Source organism: Nocardia sp. NPDC004718 (genome assembly GCF_053601535.1).
Genome location: NZ_JBSGCA010000002.1, coordinates 33,601 through 57,262, shown reverse-complemented (window position 1 = coordinate 57,262; position 23,662 = coordinate 33,601). Strand labels below are relative to the sequence as shown.

The window sequence follows — 23,662 nt, the reverse complement described above, 5'->3', positions numbered from 1 at the left end:
ATTTGTTTGCAGAGATTCATTTGCGATCCTACTGTGGAGTGCATGATCACGACCGCACCGCACCCGCGACGCGCCGGGGAACCGACCGACCGACATGCCCGCGACAGTTACCGAAGGGCTCGCGGCATGCTCGCGGCCTCGGGGTTCGCGCTGCTCCCCTGGGCCGGGATACTCGCTGCCACTCTCCCGGCCACCGCGCAGGTACGGAACTGGTCGACCGCATGGGTGGGCCTTGACCTGCTGCTCGCGGCGGGCTGTGGCGCGACCTGTCTCCTGCTGCGCCGCAACGATTCGCGAGCCAGGCTCAGTGCCGCCGCCGTGGCCGGGATCGCCGTGGTGGACATGTGGTTCGACCTGGTCACCGCCGAACCCGGCGGGCAATTCGCCGTGGCGGTACTGTGCGCCGTCGCCGAGACCGCCCTGATAGCAGCCTGTTCGCGAATCGCTCTCGGTGGCAATGGGCCGGCGTTCGACGAAGCGCCGGTCCGAAGCAGCGGTCAACGCCGCCGCCGATAACGATGCATCCGAGCCGTGGTGTTGTGGACCTGCGCGACTGTCGGTACCCCCTGGCAGAATGCCGGGCATAGTTGGCGTGACCGAGGGGTGGGGGAGTCATGGCGGTCTCTCTGATCGATGTGCCGGTAACGCAGCGGCCGCGCGAGCGGTTGCTGGCGCTCGGGCCGCACGCGCTGAGCGATGCGGAGTTGCTGGCTCTGCTGCTACGCCAGGGCAGGCGCGGTGCGAGCGCGCTGGACCTGGCCGTGGAGTTGCTGGTCGAGCACGGCGGGCTCGCCGGGCTGGCCTCCGCGCGTCCGGAGGAGTTGTCGCGCCGGGCGGGCATCGGCGTGGCGAAGGCCGCCGCGATCATCGCCGCCTTCCACCTCGGCGCACGAGCACGTGGCAGGCCGGACACGTCGATCCGGTTCACCAGCCCCGCCGACGTGGCCGCCGCCGCCCTCCCGCTGTTCGCGGGCGCCCGGGTGGAGCGTCTTCTCGTCCTGATCTGCGACGCCCAGAATCGCCTCCGCCAGAAGGTCTTCGTCGCCGAAGGCGCTGTCGACCAGGTCGCTGTCCCCGTCCGGGAAATCCTGAACACCGTCCTGCGCCACGACGGCCGCGCCTTCGCCATCGTGCACAACCACCCTTCCGGCGACCCCACCCCCAGCCGCGACGACCGCCACACCACCACCCTCCTCACCGAAGCCGCCCACACCGTAGGCCTGCGTTTCCTCGACCACGTGGTCATCGCGGGGGAGAGGTGGACGAGCGCACCGAGACTGGCTTGACCTTCTCACTGTGTGAAGGCCTTCACTGGCTGTCGGAGGTGGTCCCCATCAATTCGACACACAGCAATACACAGCACACCCGGCTGCTCGACGCATTGGCGGCCGCGAATTCGTCGACGCGACTGCAGGCGGCGCTGGCGGTAGGCACGCATCCCGAACCCGGTTTCATCGAGGCCCTGGTAGAGCGGTCCGCGATCGAGCCGGACTTCTTCGTGCGGGACATGCTGACGTGGGCGCTGACTCGGCTCCCGGCGGAGCTCACGGTGCCGAGACTGCTCACGGAGGTGCGTTCCGAGCGTGCGCAGGCCAGGAGTCAGGCGTTGCACACGCTGTCCAAGATCGGGGATCCGAGCGCGTGGCCGGCGATCACGCGCTCGTTGCTCCACGATGCCGACGATGAAGTCGCGCGAAGTGCCTGGCGTGCTGCCGTCGTTCTCGTGCCCCACGAAGCGACTGAATGGCTGGGCGCGGAGCTGGCCAGGCAATTCGGCCGGGGAGACCGGGAGGTACGGTTGAGCTTGAGCCGCGCTCTGGTCGCGCTCGGGGAGGTGGTCGAGCCGGTCCTCCGGACAGCGATGGCTGATCCCGATCCAACGGTGCGGGCGCATGCGCGCGCCACGGAACGGCTCCTGCGCGACCCGGACGCCGGATTCGACCTCGCCGTCGACGAGGCACGGCGGGTCGTCGCACTCGGCCCGGATCGGGAGGAGACGACTGCGTGCTGATCGGTGAGGTGGCGCGCCGCTCGGGAGTGAGCGCCCGCATGCTCAGGCACTACGACTCACTCGGGCTGGTCCGACCGACCGGCCGTACCGTGGGCGGTTACCGGGAATACTCGCCGGAGGACATTCGGCGGATCTTCCACGTCGAGGGCCTGCGCTCCCTTGGGCTGTCACTGAGCCAGATCGGACGCGCTCTCGACGATGCCGCATTCACCCCGTCCGTGCTGGTCGGAGACCTCATTCGGAAGACCGGAGAACGACTGGACCGGGAGCGAGAACTCCTGGAGCGGCTTCGTACGGTCGATTCTGCCGAGCCCTCCGGCTGGCAAGACGTCCTGCGCATCATCGAACTGCTGCACGGACTCGGTTCGCAGAGCCCCGCCCGGCGGCAGCAGGCCGTCCTGGCGCCGGCCGAGGACGTAGCGGTGCCGGCCGAACTGCTGGCCGAGGCGGTGCTCACCGAATCCGATCCGTATGTGGCCGGGGCTTTGCGGTGGGCGCTGGCACGGGCCGGCGGTGACGGGGTGGCGAGCGTGGCATCCGGCCTGGGCTCCGAGGACGTCGACGTCCGGCGGCGCGCGGTCCTCGCGCTCGCCGAGCTGCCGGGCGACGAGGCGACCGCGGTGCTCACGGACGCGCTCGAGGACCCGGACACGACGGTCCGCAGACACGCTGCTCTCGCCGTGGGTGAGCGCGGCGTGACCCGGGCCGTGCCCGCGCTTGTCGGCACGGTGGTCGAAGGCCCGAACGACGTCGAGGCGGCCGAACTCTTGGGAACGCTGGCGCAGGACGCGGAGTGGGCGGATCGGATCATAGGTGCGCTGGTCGAACAGCTCACCGCATATGCGACGGACTCGGCGGTGCGAATCCGGCTGACCCAGGCGCTCGCTGAAATGCCGGGGACCATCGCGCTGGATACCCTGCGGCAACTGTCCTGCGATGAGGATCGCGCCGTGGCGGCGATAGCCTCGGCCCTCGTGGAAACGCTCGTAGAACGACCGGGCGAGGAGCCGGGGCAACCCTGACCGATCTCACGGCGTGGTGCGGCCGATCCAGTGGAATCCCTTCAAGAAGTCGGCCGCGTTCATTCCCCTCGGCAGGTGGCGGTCGATTTCGGCGAGGGTGGGGTAGCGGTCGTTCGGTGGGTGATCCAGTTCATCGAGGAGTTGTCGCAACTCCCGGGTGACCACAGCGTCCGGTTGCAGGGCGAGATCCGCACGGATGCGGCTGCTCAGCGCCCGCATGCCCGCGGCGAGATGGTCGGGATCGGTGACGCCGTTCCAGTCGAGGTCGTGCCTGATCGCGGCGCGAGCCCCGCGGCGACCGTGCACCATGAAGGTCACATCTTCCACCTCGGACCGACGGAGGTAAGCGCGGAGTGGGGTGACGATCTGGTCACCGGCTCTGGGGTGGGCTTGCCATGGTTCTATCCACAGCTTGTCGAATCGTGCGGTGAGCCAGCCGTTTTCATCGAACTCGATGGAGAGATCCAGATCGCCCGCCTCGGCCGGATTCTCGCCGCGGCTGACGAACACGCCGCGGATCCGTATTCCGCAGATGGACTCGTCGTCGGTGCGCAGATAGTTGACGCGGGTCAGCCGCAGCTCGAGCTCGAGGCCGTACTCCCGTTGCAGGCCGGACAATCTCGGTAGCAACTCGCTTTCGGCAGGGGGTTCGGCGAGCAGATCCGGTATGGCCGGCACCTCCGATAGATTCGGGTCCGGTGCGACGGTAGTCCGCCGAGTCGAGTGCGTCGTGGTGTCGAGGCCGGTGCCGGGCAGGTCGGGGCGTGGTCGGCTCGGGTCGGCGGCATGCAGCATGAGGTCGCGGACCTGCTGATAGGTCAGTCGCGTCCCCCGTGACGGCCACTGCCCGGTCGTCTCGGCGTAGCTCCACAGGGCGAGGTAGTCGGAGTAGAAGCGACGTGTCAGGGGGCCGGCTGTGGCGGGGTCGACGCTGATCTTGTGCACGAAGTAGCGGGAGTCGGTGTACAGCGAGTCGAGGGCGGCCATGGCGCGCAGCCGCCGGAACTCGAGAACACCGGATTCACCGTGCTGGTCGCGAATTTCGTCCTCCACCATGATCGTCACCCGGCCCAGGGCCTCCGGCGGCCATGAGTTCCAGAAGACGGTGACGTAGTCCCACAACCGGTGCCGGACGCCGGTGAGATTCCAGTTGTCGAGGCGTACTTCGCCGTCGGGCCGGACCCACAGGTTGCGGAAGGTGGCGTTGCCGTGGCTCAGCCCGGCCGTCCAGGTGGTGTCGCCCGGCACCCAGATCTCGTGCGACAGCGGTACTCCCATGCTGCGCAGGAACGGATGAGATTGTTCCTGCTTGATCCGCTGCATGCTCAGGTACAGCTGCTCCTGGTCGGCTACGGTGCGGACCGACAGATCGTCGGGCAGCTCGACCGCCTGCAACCGCCGCAACTGTCGGAGCAGGGCGCGCAAAGTCCGTGGCCAGTCCGGGTCACCGGTCGCGGGGACGCGGCCGGGGCCCATTTCGCGGAACGAGTAGTCGTCGGAGTGGGCCATCGTCGTCGGCACGTCGACACCTGCCTGCCGGGCCAGACCTTCCGCGCGTTCGTCGTCCAGGGCGACCTGGTCGACGAGCCGGTCTCCGGCGAGCAGTTTCGGATGCGTGGGATTGGCGGCCAGATCCTTGTCTCCAGGCGTGGCGACGATGCGCCGCACCTTCACCGGCTTTCCGCCGCCGTCGGTGACGCACCAGACCTCCGTGTAATGGCCGGCGACATCGGGGGAATTCGTCACGACGGTGATCAGCATGCGGGCCGCATCGTCGAGCTCCAAGCCGCCGTCGTGGACCGGTTCGGCGATGTCGAGCAGGTAATCGGTGCCCTGCGGGCGGCGCAGGGCAGGGCGGAATGTGATCGGGGTGGTCGGCAGCGCCGGATCGGTGAGGTCCTTGTACGCCCATCGTCGGGCGAACCACGCACTCGGCCCGGCCTGCCCGCCGGGCTCGGAGACCCAGCTGTAACCGCACCGCGCCGCTCGGACGCCGTCTTTGCGCGAAACCTCGACCTCGATCGCGTCGGCGCCCATCCGCCGGGCCAGGTCTTCGGCCGGTCCGAGGAGGTACGGGCCGCCGTAGTCGGCGGCGAGGCGATCGAGGTCGGCTCCGATCGGTTCCGGACGTGCGGTGACTCGTTGGTACTCGTCGAGGTCGAAACGCACGGTGATTTCGCCGTATTCGCGGGTGCCGTCCATCAGCACGGTGCGCAGCCGAATGCGGCTCACCACGCCCGGGTCAGCGTCATCGAGCGGCTCGTATTCCGCCGCGAGAGCTTCCAGCCTGGCAGGTCCGTCGGTACACCGCAGGGTGGCGATGGCCTCGGACAGGCCGGCCTCCGCTGCGGCGCTGTCGTGCCCGCTCGCGGCCCGCAGCAGCAACTCGCGCACCGACAGCCGCGGCAGCCAGGACGTGTCCGGATCCGTCGCATGGGTAGCCGGTTCGACGGCTGCCGATCGGTCGGCAGCCGAATCCGTCGCCATCATGTGGTTTTCGCGTTGCCGTACGAATTGGCGAGACCATCGCTGCAATAGGCTACGTACCTGGGTCTCATCCGGTGCCCGTCGACCCGCGGCCGCGAACACGACCTTCAGGTTGCGGTGCAGCGCATCGGTCGCGTCGGCGAGGAAACTCGGGTCGCGGGCGATCAGCAGCGGCAACCGGAAGCTATCTCCGGCAACGGATTTCCATGCCTCCAGCACCAGATATCGGTCGAAGTCCGCAGCAGCGTCCGCGCCGTGGTCGCGCCGCAGCCGCGCCCGGCACCAGTTCATGACCTCGTTCCGGACGGTGGGGGTAGGCCACGGGTTCCTTGTCGCGAACGCCACGTAATCCCACACCGGCGATCCCGGCTGGGTCAGTTCCAGGTCGAGCAGCCCGACCCCATCGGGGCCCAGCTTCATATTGAGGAAGGTCGGATCGCCGTGCAGCACACCGAGCTGGATATCGTCGTCCGTTGCGGGCCGCACGTCGAAGATCTCGTACAGGCCGGGCAGACCCAGTTCGCCGTGCAGCCGATCATCGGTGTCGAACTCCAGGGGGATCCGTGCCACCTCGCGAACCAGTCGCTGCTCCCATTCGACGCGGGTGGTGGGTACTTGTTGCTCGGGTTCGGCCTCGGCCCAGTGCTCGGCGTGCAGGGCGTGCAGGCGATCGAGCGCCGGGAACAGGGCCTCCGCGACGTCTTGCCACCAATCATCCGGTGTGGGGTGTTCCCCGTCGAGGTACTCGTGGAACAGATAATGCTCCGGATAGGACTCCTGGGCACCGACGTGATACAGCGCCGGTACCCGGACGCCCGCCTTCCGGCACAGCTTGACCGCGGCGGATTCCCCGAAGGTGAGGCCGATCCGGGGATCGAAATTGGGATTCGGCGTATTGATCGACGCCCGGATGACTACCTTGCGGCCGTTCAGCTCGAAGATCCAGACCCCGTGATGATTCCCGGCGAAGTGGGCTCGATTGCGGAACAGCGTGGTGAGAAGTGCGATGTCGGTTCCGGTCAATGTGGGATCCTCGGTCTCGGCACCGAGGGACGCCATCCGGGCTGTCGGTCGCGGAGCCGCACCGGGGAGTGGCTCGGAAACGTCCGTGGACACACCGTCCAGCACGCCCCACCACCGGAGGTCTTGCGACCACCGCTGTGATGACGGCTCGAGATACGCGGCCAGCTCCGTGAAGGTCGGTCGTGCCTCGGCGGGCCGGTCGAACCGGTCGAGCATCGGGTCGGCGATGAGGTCCCGCGGGTCGGTGCTCAGCAGGTGCGCCGTGCTCTCCCGGGATTCGGCCAGATGGTCCGGATCGGAATCCAGCCGAAGACCGTGCTGCGCCGCGATTGTGAAGCCGGTCGGACCGTTGACGGGCACGATGATCCGGCCATCCGTGCCGACACACTGGCGCAGTTGCGGAACGAAGTGCTGCGCGAAGTGCCCGCCCGCGAAGGCCGGGTCGACCACCAGGTGGTCGAAAGTCACCGTGACTCGGCCATTTTCGTCTTGGCGAACATGGAAACGCATATCGCCCGCTTCATCGACGCCCGGTAGGCCCTCGGCGACTCCGCCCTGGCTGACATGGAAACGCATGTCGCCCGATTCGCCGACGCGCCACGTGCCCCCGGCGACAATGGTGGCTGATACGGTCAAGCACCGATTCCCGGCGTTGTCGGTGTACCGTGCGGCGGTCGGTATCACGGCGTAGTCGCGAGGACCGTACCGTCGACCCAGCAGACCGTTCACGACAGCCCGCAGTTCGGTGTCGCCTGCGACCTCGGCGGCCGGCAGAACCGGATGCGGACGTGCTATGGGCGCGACAGCCTCCGGACGTTCCGCGGATGATGGTGCCTGCCGACTCGGCTGTGCCGCAGGCTGATTCGGCAGCGGCGGCAGCCCCTGCCTCGTGCACACCTCGTTCACCGCTTCCAGCATCAGCGTGCGAACGACATCCGGCGACTCCGGCTCCCATCCGCGCAGGCGGCACAGCCGTCGATAGTCGGAGTAGAACCGTCCGGTGAGCCGGTCGGCCTTGCCGGCGTCCTCCGCGATCTGCTGGACGAAATTGCGCGAATCGGCGTAGAGCGAGTCGAGGCAACCCATTGTCAGCAGCCGATCCAGTTCCGCTTCGGCGCCCGGTCCGACCAGCCCGTCGGCCTCGACGTCGCGGACCTCGGTTCTGATCTTGTTCTCGACCTGCTCGGCGATCTCCGGCGGCCAGTTCGACCACAGCATCGTCACGTAATCCCACAGCGGGTGGGTGACGGCGGCGTTATCCCAATCGATCAGCGTCGCGGTGTCGTTCTCGTCGTCGATTCGCAGGTTACTGAGCGTCATGTCGTTGTGATTCAGGCTCGGCCGCCAAATCGCGTCGTCGGTCTCCGGCGACCAGGCCTGATGCGGGGCGAGGCGGAACAGCCGATCCAGCCAGGGCGCGCGGCGACGGTAGTTGCGGCGCTGCTGATCCAGATAGAGGTGGAGGTGTTCGGTCACAGGCCGCACCTGCAGATGCGGGGGTAGCTGCACATTCAGCAGACGTCGCTTCGCCTCGAACATCTTCTTCAAGATCAGATCCCAGTTCGGATCATCCGGCTCCGGGGTGCGTCCGTCGGCATACTCCTCCACGTAGTAATCGCGCCACCGGTATACCCGTGCGGGAACATCGGTCACAGTTCCGGCAAGCTGCACGGCATCGGGTGCATCGAACGGAAGCCAATGGAACCAGCGGACATTCCGATGCGACGGATCGGGGTTGCGGGTCAGGTCTTTTTCACCTGTGGTCGTAGGCAGTATCTGGTGCACGACTATCCGGTTGCCGTTGTCGTCTCGATAGCGCCACGCCCGCTTGTTATTGCCCTCGTAGTCGGGTGCTCGGAGTCGGGCCCGCAGGATCTGCCTGGCGGCAACCTTCGAGTCCAGTGCGCCGCGGCCTTCGCGTTTGATGTTGTCCAGCAACGTTTCCTGTGCGGGCGGGTCCGTGGGGATGGCTACGACCGGCCGCGCTTCGGGTTGGCTCCATTCGAGGTCCGTGGCAGCGGGTGCGTCGGCCATGTCGATGCACGCGGCCCACGGTGCGAGGATCTCCTCGAGCGGAACACCGGCGTCGACCAGCCCGGCATCCCACAGTTCCCTCAGCGTAGGGAGGTCACCTGCTCGCAACCTTCGGCCTATTTCTGCGACGCCGGGCGGGACGGTCGGCACGCGCTGTTCGAGGTCGTCTATGGCGTCGCACAAGGCCTCGCGGATTGCTTCTCTCTCACCGGGATGCTCCCTGTTCAAGTCGAATCCGGCCCGAGCCGCCGCCGCCCAGTCACTGATCAACGTCGCCCGGAGCCGGTCCGCGCCCGCGTCACGAACGAAGTCGAGCACGAGAGGTTCGACCTTCTGGGCTTCCAGGTCGCCGACGCAATCTGCGACCATCCGGCCGGAGGCATCCGTGGAAAAGCTGAAATAGACCTCGCCGCTGATGCGTGTGCCTTCCACGACCACAGCCGTGACGATGGCGGTGAGGAAGCCGTCCGAGGAGCCCAGCCACCGCAGCCTGATCGGCTCCAGCCGTCGCGGTCCGTCCCAGCGTTGGATGGCGGCCAGTGCCGTCGACTTGTCCACATCGTGGTGACCGGCACCGAGCTCCCTGTCGGCCGCATGCAGCATCCGCCGCATCCACCGGCGTGGTTCCGTCGCGGGAGCCGGCGGAATCTCCCAGGCAGTCGCCGCGGCGGCGGACGTGTCCAGCAGTTCCAGCTCACGTAGCGCCCATTCCGCCAGCAGATCGTGCACCGCCTCCTCGGAGATGGGGTCCTGCCCGGCGGCGCGGCGGACGAGGGCGACGTTCCGGTAGAAGTCCGGAAGCACCTCCTCGATGGTCGCGAACCCTGTGGCGATCTTCTTGGGTAGCCGGTAGGCGTCGCCGATGATCGACTTGCGTGCCTCCAGCAGCACGTAGCGCTCGAAGTCCGCTACCAGTTCGTCACCGTCACCGTCTCCGTATCGGTATTGCAGAATCGTGCGGATTTCGGAGTGCACAGCACGTCGTTCGGCGTCGTCGGCCCAGTCGTTCACGAGGTAATACCGGGCCCAATCCCATGCGATGGGCGCGTATTGCGCGAGTTTCGAATCGGTGAACCCGATGCGGCCGTCGGCGCCGCGCCGCATCTTGCGGCGGATCGGGTTGCCGTGCGTGAAGCCCATCAGCTCGCTGCCCTCGTTGATGAGCGTCGGCTGCCACAAGACGAAGAGCGGGACGCCGCCGATCAGCGTGTCCAGCCTGTGGTCGAAGTCGCCGTGCTCCAGTTCCAGCACCCGGTGTCCTTGCTTCCGGTCCCATAGATGCTTCGTGTGGGGAGTGGAGGACAGGCCGTGTAGTCGAGACAACTCGAGGAAGACGTCCTCGGTTGTGCGGTCCCAACCCTCGTCCGGCAGGACTTCATCGCCCGCGATGTGCTCGTGAATTGTCACGCGGGTCTTGAAATCCAGTGCCATCGGCGACGATTCGGAGTCATAGAGCAGCCGCGGGCCCCGCACCCCGGCCTGGTGGAACAGGTCCGACGCTTCCGCCGCCGACACGGCCAGCGAGTCCAGATCGAAGCCCAAACGCTCCGCCTCGTCCAGGTACACCCGGACCGTCACCATCGGTACCGAGGTCGCGCCCGGTCCGGCGGGGAGCGGCAGATGCCAGACACCGCATTGGTTTTCGGATTCGTGCGGCGAGGTCACGCGGACCTGTTCCATCAACCCGAGCACCTGCTCGCGAGTGAGTCGTCGATCCAGGCCCGACGGGACGGGATCGGCCGCGACCGCCGGTGGTGCACAGCGTTCGCTCAGCCACTGCGGCGCGTTCTCGACCGGTGCGAGGCCCGCGCGCGACAGCAGGTCGCGACCGGACAGTTCCGCAGCGCCCGCGTCGTCGGCCACCTTTATCTGCAGCACATCGGCGCCGATGCCGCGCACGAAGTGCCGAACCAAGTCGAGGAACGACCCTCGTCCTGTGCCGCCCCGAGCGGACCGATACTCCGGTAGGAAGTCGCCGGCCGGGCCGGGCTCGACGTAAGCCGTGACGATTTCGGAGGTATCGAGCTCGAAAATTAGTTGGACATTGCCGAATTCAGCTTGATCGATCATCACCGCGGCGTGCATGCGGAGGCGTACCTTCCTCTCGCGGGCGGGGTCCGGCTCGTAGGCGGCGCCAGTCACGTTCAGTCTGTGTGTTCTGCGCTGTGTCTGTGTCGCCGGAGGACGGATGGCGATGCTCAACTCGGTCTGCCGTCCGTTTTCCAGCAATCTTCGAATCGAAGACCCGAGCCGCGGTGGGAGCGGCTCATCCAGTGCCGGTGTCATATAGGCGTCGAGGTTCGACGGCCGTCCCTGGGACAGGTGGCTCGCGAAGGCTTCGAGCACACGCTGACCTTCGTCCTCGGGTACCGGTGGATGTTCCGTTGTCCGACGCAGGCCGGCCACGTACGCGGACTCGGCGCTGAGTTTCCCACAATTCAGGAGGGCCCGGCCGATGCCCGCTTCGCGGCGCACGAAGGTGAGGTTCGTGGAAAACGCCGACACCAGATCGGTGTACCGACCCGGGTCGGTAGCGATGTCCGTGGGCGCGTGGAGTGCCTGGCGGATGGCCGCGATTCGTGCTTCGACCCCAAGGTAGCGGTGGAAGTCGGCTTCCGCGGCGCCGTGGTGCCGTTGCCGAATCTGCTGCATGCACCAGTTGAGCACCTGCGGCCGTACCTCGGGCGGCCAGGGATTGCGGACGGCGAATGCCGCGTACACCCAGGCGGGTGGGCCGTGATTCTCATGCGATCCCGCCTGTGCGCTGTCCGGGACGAGGCCGTCGAGTATCGGCGGGCTGTGCAGGCCGACAGGCTGCGCGCCGTCATCCCCCGGATCTTCTCGTGACCAGAACATCTCGGACAACGGCGGCAGGCCGAGCAAGCCCAATCCCGATTCGGTTCCCGGGCCGGGGCGTAGGCCCGCGAGCCTCGCCTCGGCACCGCGCACCGCACGGCGGACATCCCGCTCCCAGGCGGCGCGAGTCGTCGTCACCGGCGGCTCACCCTCCGGGATGTGCTGCGCGAAAAGCTGTTCGGCGACGTCGCCGCGAAACGACAGATCCTCGCCCACCAGTTCGGCAACCCCCGCCGGGGTACCGGTGGCGTGCCTGGGAACGACGACATCGCGGCCCGCGGAGTCGTCGTCGTAGGAGCCGAGGTCGATCGCGACGGGGTCGACGCTGTTGCCGGGGGTCTTTGTGTCAGCGCGGGTGCTCGATGTGCTCGAGGAAATTCCGGGTTCCAGCGAACTTTGCGGGTCCCGGTCGGAGTCCACGGGCCCGCGGGCGGGTTCATCGACCGTGGGCGGGCCAGGGACGGGCGTCGCTACACCCGGTGCGCCGGGGCGGGATCCGGTGTAGTGGCCGTCGGTGCGGAGGAAGTGGGCGTCGATATCCGGAGGTCGGTCGCGATGGCTCGCGGGTACCGAGAGTCGGTTGGTCAGTGCGTGGATGCTCTTGGTGACGTCTCGGCCGGATTGTCCGTCGACGTAGCGGATGCTGCCGTGGTAGTTGACGACGTTGACGGTGTGGCCTTGCGGACCTCCTAAGGGTTGGTGGCGGTAGGCGATGATGCCGCGTGCCAGGTGGCCGGCGTCGAGGAGTTGCTGTTCGAGCTCGGTCCAGCTCTCGACGTGCTGGAACGTCGTGTCGTAGTGGGCCTGGATGAACCGGATGTGGGATCGGCTGTCGTAGCCGGGCACTCGTCCTGTTTCCGACGGTTCGGCGACGATGCCGGGTCGGCCGCTGAGCCGGAGGTCGGCGGCGATGGTGCACTCGGCGCTGATGTCCGAGTTGCGCAGTGGGTTGATGCCGCGGATCCGCTCGAGCAGGTCGTCGGGCGCGGGCTCCACCGGGGTGGGTGACGGTTGTGCCGCGCCGCTGTCCACGGCCGGTCGATCGGTGTCACCATCGGGGGATTGCGCGGGTTCGGCGTCGGTCGACGGTTGCGCTGAGACATCGGTCGTCTCCGTACTCGCACCGGGGCTGGAGAGGAAACGGCCATGCAGGTGGGCGGCGAGCTTCTGTATCAGTGCTCGGCCCTCGCTGCCAACTATGCCGAGCAGGTACTGGTCGATCACCTCGAGCATGTACTCGTCGACCGACCGGCTTCCAATCATCGAATAGAGTCGGGCCGCGAGATATCTGGTGCGCAGATACTCCGGCGACTCGCGGTCGAAACCGCGGCAGCCGGGGAAGTGCAGCGCCGACCACAGGTCGTTCTTGCGGTGCTGCTCCCAGAATTCGTATTCCTCGGGTGTGAGTACTTTCCGCATCTGGACACGGTCGCCGTCGAGCATCGGTCTGCCCGCCAGGTAGGACATGGTTCCCCTCGCGATCGACAGCAGCTGCGGCAGCTCATCGAGCGATGTGTCCCGCAGATACCGCTGGAACGGCGTGGCCCGAGCGACGGCGGCGCTGCTGGTGGGTCCTTCCGGCTCGTCCTCCGGCATGGTCCGGAACTTCCAGACGGTGATTGTCTCGTTGCCCTGTATTCGCTTCTCCTGTTTGAACAACAGCGTGCCTTGGTCGGAAATACCCAGTATTTGTTCGGCTTTCAAACCGGTTGCGACGACCAGCGCGAGTGTCAGGTAGATGGGGGAGCGTCGCAGCAAGCGCTTCAGTTCGAAGGCATCCTTGGCGGTGAGTTCTACGTTTCGCAGCGTGACGCGGTCGCCCTTGCGCAGCGCCCGGAACCACCTGCTGCGGTTGGCGACCCAATCCGGCCCGGATGGTTCGGTGGCGCTGGGAATCGGCATATTCTCGAGGTAGGCGAACGGACGATTGCCGTCCTTGTCGCGGAAGGTCAGCAGTTCAGCGATGAGCTGCTCGATTTCGGCGGCCTCCGCCGGAGCGAAGCCATCGTTCAGTGCGCGGGTGCGGGCGGCCCGCTTGCGTTCCGGATCGGTGACATGGAGCGCCGGACCGCGGCCCCCATCGGCCGGTCGATGTTCGGCGCGGGTGGCCTCGGCGCCACGACCCGCGGTGACCAGGCCGATATTGTCGAGCGACTCGGTCGGCACCCGGGCCTCGATATCGGCATACGAGTTGTAACCCTGATGGACCTGCATGCGCTTGCGGAAATCTGGTGTCTTCGGTGGCTCCGCGGTGACCCGCACCGCTCCCCAGGACGCGCCGGCCGGATCCGGTCCCAGACCGCGGTTGAGGAATCGGCCGCGCCGGTCGGGAGTAGTGGCGCCGAGCCAAGCGATGGGATCACGGGTCGCCGTCAGCGCGTAGACGTTCTCGGCCCCGATACCGAAGTCGGTAGCCCGAGCCATCGGGCCCGCGCCCGGGGAGGCCGTCAGAACCACCTGGTCGATCTCGCCGGCCAGCCGAGCGTCCCGGCCCGCGTAGCACACGGTCGTGGAGCCGTAGCTGTGTCCGAGGAGAGTGTGCAGCCGCGGCAGCGCGGTGCCCCGGTGCTCCGCCAATGCCTCGCGAGTGCTGTTGTAGGACACGGTATCTCGCGCTACGACATAGCCGCCGACTTCGGCGAACCGGTGATAGAGGGTATCGAACGGGAGAACCGGCACCGTTCCCTTCAGCAGTTTGGCCGGGTGTTCGTAGCCGATATCGATGATGGCCGCCACGGTCTCTTCGGGTGCGTACCGTGAGGTCATCTCGTATTGCGCACCCGCAAACCCGTATCGGTACAGCAGTGACCGCAGCGTGGTCCCGAAGCCGCCGACATGGCGGGTGACGTTCGTCGCTTCGTCGGCGTCTCCGATGGAGACGGAGATCCGGCCGTTGCCGTCGTACTTCTCGGCATCGTAGGCGAGGAGTTGTACCGGCGGCGATCCGAAGTCCTCGACGCGGCGTTCGATTTCGGCCAGTTGATCCCGGGTGGTCTCCAGGTTGAGCAGATGCGCCTTCTCCGCGGCGGTGAGTCCGCGGTGCCCGATGATCCGGCGTAGCTGCGTGAGCTGCCGGGTGATCGACCGGCGATTGGCGTAATCGCGCACGGTGTACGGGATGCCGTCGGTATTGCCGATCAGGGCGGGGTGTACCGCCACCATCCCTGCCTGCTGTTCGGTGGACAGCGAGAACCACCAGTGCGCATTCCTTCTGGCGCGTGCTCGGGCGGCATCGACTACCTCATCGGGGTCGACGCGCTCGACCAGCGACCACAGTGTCGCGTGCTCCCCGAACTGATGGCGCAGTGCGGCGATTGCCCGCGCCGCGTGCTCGTTCTCCGGTCGGGTGGGGTGTGGATCAGCTGGAAGCAGGGATTCCGGCAGTGGCACCGTCTCGTAGGTGGTCCGGCTCGGCCCTGCGGACGAGGCTGTCGTTCGCTCGGACTCATCGCTATCGCCGAGGTGGATGGCGACGGGGTCGATGCGGTTACCGGATGATGTCGGCTCTGCGGGTTCGTCCGGGGTGCTATCCGGCTGGGGCGCTGTATCGCCGCCCCCGTTGGGCCCGTCACGCAGCGATCGGTCGACGATCGCCAGTACCTGCTCGTCGGTTTCGGGCAGCGGCGCGTCCGACAGCAGCGTGGCCAGCAGTCGCTTGCGGGCGAGGGCATCGTGCTCTTCTCCCGGCACGAACGGTTCGGGCCTTCCACCCATGCGGCGGTAGCGCTCTCGCGCACCGGCGAGACCGAGCAGTGCCACCGGATCCGCGATACCGGCGGATTGTTCCACCTGGGCTTTGAGCAGTCGGTACCGCAGGCTTCCCGCCTTGACCGTGTCCACCCAGTCGTCCCGCATGGTGAGGAGATCTTCGTCGAACTCCGGAATGGCGCTGGCGGGCTTCCCTTGCTTTTCGAGCGCCCAATTCAGCAGGATCATGGACAGCGGACGGTGATAGTCGCCCTTCCCGTGATGCCCGGAACTGCTCCACAGCTCGAGGTCTGTGGCTACTTCGTAGGGATCCTTGGCGGGGTCGCTCACTGCGGCGTTGAACCACTCGCACATTGCTGCGACGTCCGCGGCCGTCCGCTCCGGGCTGCCGAAATTCGGGTACAGGATGACCCCGTGTTCTAGGGTCTGGAATGCGGGCAGATATCCGAGCAATGGATCGGCATCGATGGCCGCGATCTCCGCCTCGGTCAACGGCGCATCCAGGACTCGGGCCCGGCGTGCTCCCGGCTTACCCTCGTCTGCCGGATAGAACACGACACCGTACGGGCCGGATTCGAACGGCCCGGGCACATAGGTGAGAAGACGGTTGGCACTGATCGCCGCACGCTGGTACTCGGATGCGGGCCAGTGCAACGAGCCCCAGTTCCCGTTCTTCGAATAATCGAACTTTCCTGCGGACTCCGGTGCCATCCGCCGCCCGAGCAGTTCATGCAATTTCAGGATGAACTCCACGCTCAGCTCATCGCCGAGATGCTGTTGGGCGTAGTGGCGAGCTTCCAGCCAGCTCAGCCACTGCTTACGTCCGAAAAGCAACTCGGGCCGAGACACACCCGCCGCGATGGCGACGTTCCGGAATCCGGCGTCCATATACAACGTCAGCTCGAGTGTGCGCTCGGCATCGGTCTCGATGCCGAGCGCACGCTCCAGCTCACGTATTTCGTCGTCGAGCGCCGCGTCTTCTTCGGAGATCACAGGCGGTGCGGTCGTGCCGGCGGTCTTGTCCTGCTCGGCCGCCTGACTCTGCGCTGTCTTCTGCGGAGCCTGCAGCCAAGCCCGTGAACCGAGCGGCAGCATCTCGGACAAGCTCGCCATGGCGCGGTGGTAGGCCATGGCGACGGCCCCGCGAGTCTTGCCCAGAAGGCTGGCCGCCGCAGCGGTCGTGTGACCCTCGACAAGTCTCTGGTGCAGGGATTCTCGCTGCAGATGGGGGAGTCTGTCGACACGCTGGGTCAACGCTTGCCGGTTCTCACCTACTGCGGCCCTGACCTCCATCGGCAGCCAGTCGGCGTGCTCCAGGGCGGCCACGATCTCGGTTGCCGTCCTACTCGTCCGCGCGGCCGACGGGCCAGGCGACTCGGCGTTGTCGATCGGTGGTTCGGGTTCGTGCTCGCTGTCGCCGAGGTCGATCGCGACGGGGTCGGCCGGTCGTGACTGTTCGCCCGGTTCGCCGGGCGAACGTTGCTCGACGGTCCGCGCCATTTCGCGGTCGAAGCGTGCCTGCCACTCGGCATCGGATTCACCGTTCGGCATCGGGTAGTGCGCGCCGTCGGACAGATCGGCGATTCGCACCGACAGGCCGTCCAGGTAGGCGTCGATCAGGCCCGGCCAGACGTCGTCGTCGAGTTCGTCGGCCCCGACCTGGAGCAGCTGCCCGTCCAGAAGGAGCTTGATCAGTCCGTCCAGGGTATCGACGTAGGCGAGCATGGATTCGTCGCGTCGGTTGGAGAATGTCCGTCGCAGTTCTGCGACTACGGCACGCCACGCGCGTGGGTCTTCCTGTTCGGGACCGACCCCGAATCGGTACGCCAGGTCGTCGCGGAGTCGCCCGAGCAGGTCAAGGGTGTCGGCCAGCGTGGTGCGTGGCGGTTCCGAAGCGCCTCGGGAGGCCAGGAACTCTCTGAAGATGCGGACAACGTCCTCGTACCACGTTTGCCGCCGGTTCATGGACTCGAATACAGAGTCCGCGTCGTCGATGCCTTCTCGGATCGATTCGAGCTCGGCCGGTGGAAATTCCAGATTGCCCGCCAACAGCCTTGCCATCGAGGGGTTGAGGTGCGGTTCGAGAAACGAATTGCTGAAATCTATCGGAATCAGCCGGACACCATGGTCGACCCCCAAGTTGGCGCCTTCGAATCGGTCCCACGTTCGTAGCAGTCGTTCGGCCAGTACCAGTCGCCGCCAGACCGGTGTGTGCCTGAAACGAGCCATGAAGGAACTGTCTGCCGGATTATCGACAACTTCCGACGCATATTCCATCAGCAGGACGAGACCGCGTTTGTCACGCCGCAGCATCGGCGGGGCAGGCACCCCGACAATTCTGGATATCAGGCTGCCCAGCTCCTCGGCATCCGCCTGATCGAGGTCGCGGACCGTCTTCTCGATTGCGCGGAAACCGTTGCGGTAGACGATCAGCACCACCTGCTCCGACATCGTCGTATCGCCCGAGTCGCCCTTGAGGGTCTTGCGTTCGCGCACACCGGAGGCTTCTGCCTCAGCCACTTTGTCAGCGAAGGACCGCGTGTCGACGAGGTCTTTCATCCACGCGATTGCGTCGGGATCGTCGTAAAACTTCAGCGCTGATTCCGGTTCGTCATGGACTCCAGACACCGTCCGGACGGTAACCCGGCCATCCGTGCCGACCTGTACGCGCCAGTGATCGATGGGGATCTGGTCTTGGGCTGCCATCTCCCGCAGGACGGGATCCGCCAGATCGAGCAGGTGCTGCTGCCCGTGCAATGGTGAGGCAACCACGATCCGCATGGTTCCGTCCTCGCCATGGACGAGCCCTACACCTCTGCCGAGTCTGCGCGCACCCGCTGCCACCAAGAAATCTTCGGCCGCGAGCACCTCCAACGCCTCACGCACCTCGCCCACGTACTCGTGCCAGGCTTCGATCTGGGGTCTGACCTGATGGAATCTATCGTTGATCGCGGGGAGCGCCTCGTCGTCGAGGAGTACCTTGACCGCCAGGTGATCGAGGACCCGCCGGCGTAGCACAGCATTCAGTCGTCGGGCCTGGATGTCTTTCAGCCTCGCTATTCCCTCGGCGATCTGGTCTGCGTCCTTCCGGTGCAGGTCAGCGGTATCGACCCCGAGCCGATCTGCCTGACGCAACACCTCCGCAACCACTTCGGCGGCTTCGTCCTCTGCCCGCTCCAATGCTCGGCGTGCATTGGGCGCAAGCTCACGGGGTTCGTGCGTGTTCGGCTGCGCGGGTGCGGGATGCTCGGACTCGGTCTCATCGCCGAGGTCGATCGCGACGGGGTCGATGCGGTCACCGGATGGGGCCGGCTTCGCATCCGGGGTAGCGGATTCCGCTGTCGGCTCTGCTGCGACGACCACTGCCGACCGGTTCAGGATGACCCAGACGTCGGCGGCGTCTTCCTCGCGCACGTAATAGGCGTCGTAGCCGCGGATGGCCGCGTACCGGCCTGCATCCGAGATGATTTCACGCTTGGCGGCGAGATCCCCGCGACGGGCGCGCACTTCGGAACTCTGTTCGCGTGCGGCCAGCGTCTGCTCTTCGTCGTCGAGGGCAGCAATTTCCGCATCCATCTCCTCTTGCAGCCGGGAGAAGTCGATCGTTCGTGCACTCCGCGGCAACGCCATCCGGATGACACCGTCGGGTCGGTCGTCGGAATAGCCGAGCGCGACTTCGCTGTCGGTGCTCGCATATATTCCGATGCCGAAGGACGAACTTCCGGGAACACCCGGTAAATATCGACCCGACCTGAACTCTGCGGCATAACGTGGGTCGCGGACGCCGCGGAACAACTCGTGCTCACCGGCAGCAATAAGGGCGTCGATTTCCTCGGGCGTGGCATGCATCGGCGGAGAGTCGAATCCCTGCGCTCGCGCGATGTGCACCATGGCCGGATCTTCAATCGGATCGTCCTCGCTCTCCGGCAGATCGACGATCTCGGACATCGCGATCTGATAATCCAAGCGATGAAGCAGATCCCGACCACGACCCGCCCTCGCGGCCGCGCTGGCTGACGTATCCATTCCTGGGCTGGATTGTCGGGCAGGTCTGCTCGAGTCCGTGCTTCCGGCCGCAGTTTCGTCGTCGGGTCGCCCCCGGAGTTGGTCCGGATGTTTGCGGTGGAGGGACTCGGGGCGTTGTCGGCGGGCGCGGGTCCAGGGTGTCCGGCCGTCTGCTCGAGGCTCCGATGCGGTGGGGTCGGGCCGAGCAGCGGATGGAACTCCGGATTGCTGCCACGGTGTCCGTGCCGGCTGCCGTTGTGTATCACGCGGCTCGGCATGCGGCGCTGGCAGCTGCCCGGGGCCGAACTGTTCGATGACCGTGCGGTACATCGACTCCGAGTCGTCGCCCATCCGCACGCCCGCCATCTCCAAGCCCCGGACGATCTCGTACACCGTGTGCTGGTGGGGAAGCATGAAGGCGATCAACGCCGCAATGAAATCGTGCCGGGAGACGCCCGGCGGGCGCAGCCAGTCGAAGCGGGCGAGCATCCGCGTAGCGGTGCCGGAAATGCCAGCGTTCGAGGGAATTTCGTGCTCGGCCAGCCTGCGGATGTCGTCGTTGCCTTCGTCGGGGTCGACGTAGACGTATCCCGGTCGCCACGGGAGCTGGATGACCCGTTCGAAGTGGTCGAGGGCGAAGGCTTCCTCGGGATCGACTGTGCCCTCGTCGTGATAGACCCTGATCCACGCGATGCGGCAACCTTTCTCGTCGACGATTCGCCGTCCGCGTGGGTCGAGCATGTAAGTGGGCGCGACATAGGCGACAGAGTTGTCGTGTTCTCTCAGCTGGGCTTCCAACCGGGAGGTATCGACGCGGCCGTCCTCGAGACGCGGGATTGCCACGCCGTCTGCGAGTTCGAGTTTGCTGATACGCAGCACTCTTCGCTCCGGCAGCGCGGCGAATTCGCGCACCGACAGCGGCATGCCGAGCCCGGCGGCATCCCGGGAAGTGGGAATGAGGTGTGGCACGTCCGACTTCCGTTCGGGGAATGCCGCCTGTCGCCGCTCGTACTCCGCGTAGGCCCGATCGGCCGCGTCGTCGTGTCTCCGCACGTACTTGACCGGGTTGAGGTCTTTCCAGGTGATCGGTTCTCCGGGCTGCTTGTCCTCGAGAACGGCCGCGCGAACCGCCTCCAGCGCGTCGAAGTCCAGCCCCAGTTCGCGCGCTTTGCTCCGTCGCCACTCCTGCGTCTGATTCATGTACCGGGCGATGCCCTGGTCCAATGTCAGACCCACGCCTGCTTCCCCCAGCTCGGCGTTGCGAATCATGGCGTTGAGCATGGCCGACATCAGTTCACGCAGGTTTCCCTCGCGCTTCAGCTCGTCCATCGGCACCGACGGCAGCACCATGCCGCCCCACCGCGGCCTCGCGGACGCGTCGAAAACCGCTCGGATCCGCTCCTCCCGCTCCGTCGCGGGCAGATCCTCGAGCACGTCCTGGAACAGGCCCTTGATCACCGTCTCCAGCCGGTCCAGCACCGCCACCGCCGCGGTCTTGACCTCCGGCCGACCGTGGAGGTATCGGGCCAGCTCCGCCTCCTGCACTCGACGCAGCAGAGGACCGGGCCGTGAAACGCTCACATCGAGTGCTGCGGTTCCCGGTGTCTCGCTCTGTGCGGGTCGAGCCCACGGGGTGGCGCCAGGCATCGCGGTGCCCTGCGCCGGTGTGTCAGGTTCGTCGAGATCGCCGAGATGGATGGCGACGGTGTCCGGTCTGCGGGGTGCGCTCGGCGTGGTGTCTTCGCTAGCAGATTCGTCGAAGGCTCCCAGCCGCACGGCTTTCATCAGCATCGGAGTTCGCTTCGTCTCGCCGAGTACGGCGCCGATCCGGGCCCGGCGGCGCTTGACGGTGAGCGTGGCCACGCCCAGCACCTCGGCGATGGCTTGATCCGTGAGGCCGTCGGCCATCAACTGGAGGAGTTGTCGTTGCTCGCGGGACAGTTGGACGGTACCGGCCGGTGGCCGGTGCCCGTCGTGGACGAAACCCTGCCGCTTGGCCGCCAGGACCGTCCGGATCGCGCCGACGGTACCGAACTTCTTGGCCGCGCTCCGCTGGTAGTTCGTGACCGCCTTCGTGTCGACATCCAGCCGTCGCCCGATCTCCGCATAGGTCAATCCCTGGTAGATCAGGTTGAGCACCTCGAGTTCCCTGCGGGTCAGCCAGGGCGAGGACGCCGCCGTGGTGGTGCTGCTGGGTCGGCTGATCCGAGCTGCGCTGTTTGCGGCCCGAACCGGCAGCCGGGCAGGGAAGTTCGCCGCGGTCGCCACCGCTGTGACCAATTGGCGCGCTGCGACCCAGAGCGCATCACGATCGGATTCGGTGCCGTCGGGCGCGGCAGGTGGTGTGCCCGGACCCGTGGGCCAGAAGGCGCGGATCAAACGGTTACGCCGGTGGCTCGGCAACCCCTCCAGGATGCGCCGCACGTCCGTGGTTCGGGCTTCGGCCAGCAGCTGGACCAGTGGATCGGTTTGCTCGAGTTGTGCGCATTCGGAAACGAACTCCCGGATGCTGTACCAGGGTACCTCGATATTGCGATGGCGCGAGATGATTTCTCGCGCAATGTTGTTCAACCACAACTCGATATTTCGGTTACCGAGCTGCCCGAGGCGTGCGATCGCCGTCGCGCATACCTCGTCGGCGATATGGTGCGCTGCCCGCTGCCCGAAACTACTCGAGAGCCGCGGGATCTCGGTCTCCATCCGTTGCCGGAGCAGGGCGGTCGCGAGCTCCGGTCGTCCGCTCGCGACATGCTGCTCGAGCACCTGCCGCAGCCGGGGTGCGCTGCCCCACGGGGTGCCGAGTCTGCCTGCGGTCGCCTCGTTGGTCGCGCTGTGCTGTGGGCCCGGTTGTGCCCCCACGGGATCCGGCATGTTCCGCGGCGAGGTGACTTCGGGTTGTCGTGACCCGACCGGCGTGGGATCGGCTTCGTCCGGACCGAGGTTGATCGCGACGGGGTCAGCGTCGCGATCGGCCAGGGTCGAGGGCCCGTCGTGGTCCGTCACCGTATTCGCGGGGGCGTCGACGTTCGCGGCCGACAGGAATCCCGCCGCGGCGGTCACGTCGTCGGTTGTGCCCCCTTCGATGCCTGCCCGAACCAGTGCGCGCGTGACGGCGCCGAGATCGCCTGGGGCCTCGGCGAGCGACCGCCGGACGATGGCCGCGATGGGTTCGGGGTCGTCGGGGCTGATCGGCTCCCACACGCCGTCCGTCAGCGCCAGGACGACACCGTCGCCGCGTACGTTCCGGGCCTTCTCGCGCGGTTTCAGCCCGTCCAGCGAGCGGCCCAGATTGTGGGTGAGACCCGGCCCGCCGATCGCCGAGTGTTCGGCTTCTTCACGAGTGGTGTCGTCGAAGATGTCCAGCATATCCTGGACCTTCGAGTCGTCCCTGGTCAGCGGTATCGGCGCGCCACCATCCAGCGGAATCCAGTACGCGCGGCTGTCGCCCACCCAGTCGACGGCGAGCCGTCCCGACTCCATCAACGCGACCACGATCGTGGTGGCGGGCGGGCCGTCTAGGGGAGACTCCGGGGGCAAGGCGAGTACCGCCTCCTGGGCCGCGGACACGGCACCCTCGACTACGGCCACCGGGTCGATCCGGCCGTCGCGGTCGGCCCGCCGCAGCGCCGCCACCACGAAATCGTGGGCGGCTGCCTTGGCGGCTGCGGACGCGCGATGACCGCCCTTCGGCCGGGAGAGACCGTCGTTCACGATCAGTGCGGTGGCCTCTTCGCCACCGACATTCACTCGGATCAGGGCGAAGGCGTCCTCGTTGTACGTGTGGCTGCCCTGATCGCTCGCTGCCGCGACCGTACCCAGATCCTCTACCGTCAGGTTCTGTTCGACATAGCGCCGCGGTGCGGTTTCATCGGAGCCGCGGGGTTGCTCGACATGTTGCCCCCGTGGGTTTTCCGATCCGGACTGCGCTGCGCGGTCCCCGGGGGTTCGATCGGGCGCCGCCGACTCGCCGGGACCGGGCTCGGCGGGATCGTGCTGCCGAGGCTGGGTCTGTGCGATGAAGTCGGGTTGTCCGTTCGCGCCGGGCCAGACGACGGGTGCGCCGGGTTGCGCCGCCGGGGGAGTGGCTGTCGCGCGATACTGCGGTTCGCCCAGCATCTCCGCGAGAGCGCGGACCACGCGGTCGGCCATGCCATAGTTCTCGGCGGCTTGCGCACGTCGTCTTTCTCGATCGGTCGCACCGGCCAGGGCGGCGGCCGCGGTGTCGCGCATCCTGGTTGCCGCCAATAGCTCTGAGATCGCGCGGAAGTGGTCGAGCAGGAATGAGAGTCGCTCCCGGCCTATCCGTGTCGTACCCCATTGCTCCGCGAAGGTCAGCAGTTCCTCCAGCCACTGCGACATGTCTCGCAGCGCGGCATAGCGCCGCGTGGCCTCCGCGAGCTGTTCGCTGTCGGTGGTGATCACCGCATCGATCGCTGCCCCCGCGGCCACCATCTCCCCGAAGATCGTTTCGGCCACGTCGCGCAGCCGTTCCGTCTCTTTTGGCTGGAGGTGTTCC

At 66.9% G+C, this 23,662-nt stretch carries 5 protein-coding genes (1 of these 5 cut by a window edge); 4 read left to right on the top strand and 1 reads right to left on the bottom strand.

Features of this window, described 5'->3' with window-relative positions; translation table 11 throughout:
* The first annotated feature begins 42 nt into the window (after positions 1–42).
* The 4 genes from ACWEH3_RS02310 (at position 43) to ACWEH3_RS02295 (ending at position 3,033) form a co-directional block, all read left to right on the top strand.
* Positions 43–516, top strand: a complete 474-nt coding sequence (locus tag ACWEH3_RS02310; RefSeq protein ID WP_450019321.1) for a hypothetical protein — start codon at positions 43–45, stop codon at positions 514–516.
* A gap of 98 nt (positions 517–614) precedes the next feature.
* On the top strand, positions 615–1,286 hold the full coding sequence (gene radC, locus ACWEH3_RS02305; RefSeq protein ID WP_450019319.1) for a RadC family protein: 672 nt from the start codon (positions 615–617) through the stop codon (positions 1,284–1,286).
* A gap of 38 nt (positions 1,287–1,324) precedes the next feature.
* Complete coding sequence (locus ACWEH3_RS02300; RefSeq protein WP_450019317.1) at positions 1,325–2,011, top strand: HEAT repeat domain-containing protein; 687 nt, start codon at positions 1,325–1,327, stop codon at positions 2,009–2,011.
* Positions 2,005–3,033: a HEAT repeat domain-containing protein gene (locus ACWEH3_RS02295; protein ID WP_450019315.1), complete on the top strand. Its 1,029-nt coding sequence runs from the start codon at positions 2,005–2,007 to the stop codon at positions 3,031–3,033. Before ACWEH3_RS02300 ends, ACWEH3_RS02295 begins: the two co-directional genes overlap by 7 nt.
* Before the next feature lie 6 nt (positions 3,034–3,039).
* Here ACWEH3_RS02295 and ACWEH3_RS02290 read toward each other — a convergent pair whose 3' ends face one another.
* Positions 3,040–23,662: the 3' portion of a LuxR C-terminal-related transcriptional regulator gene (locus ACWEH3_RS02290; RefSeq protein WP_452358255.1), read on the bottom strand. The gene runs 16,688 nt beyond the window's last position; 20,623 of the gene's 37,311 nt are visible here — the last part of the coding sequence; its start codon lies off the right edge, out of view; it ends in the stop codon at positions 3,040–3,042.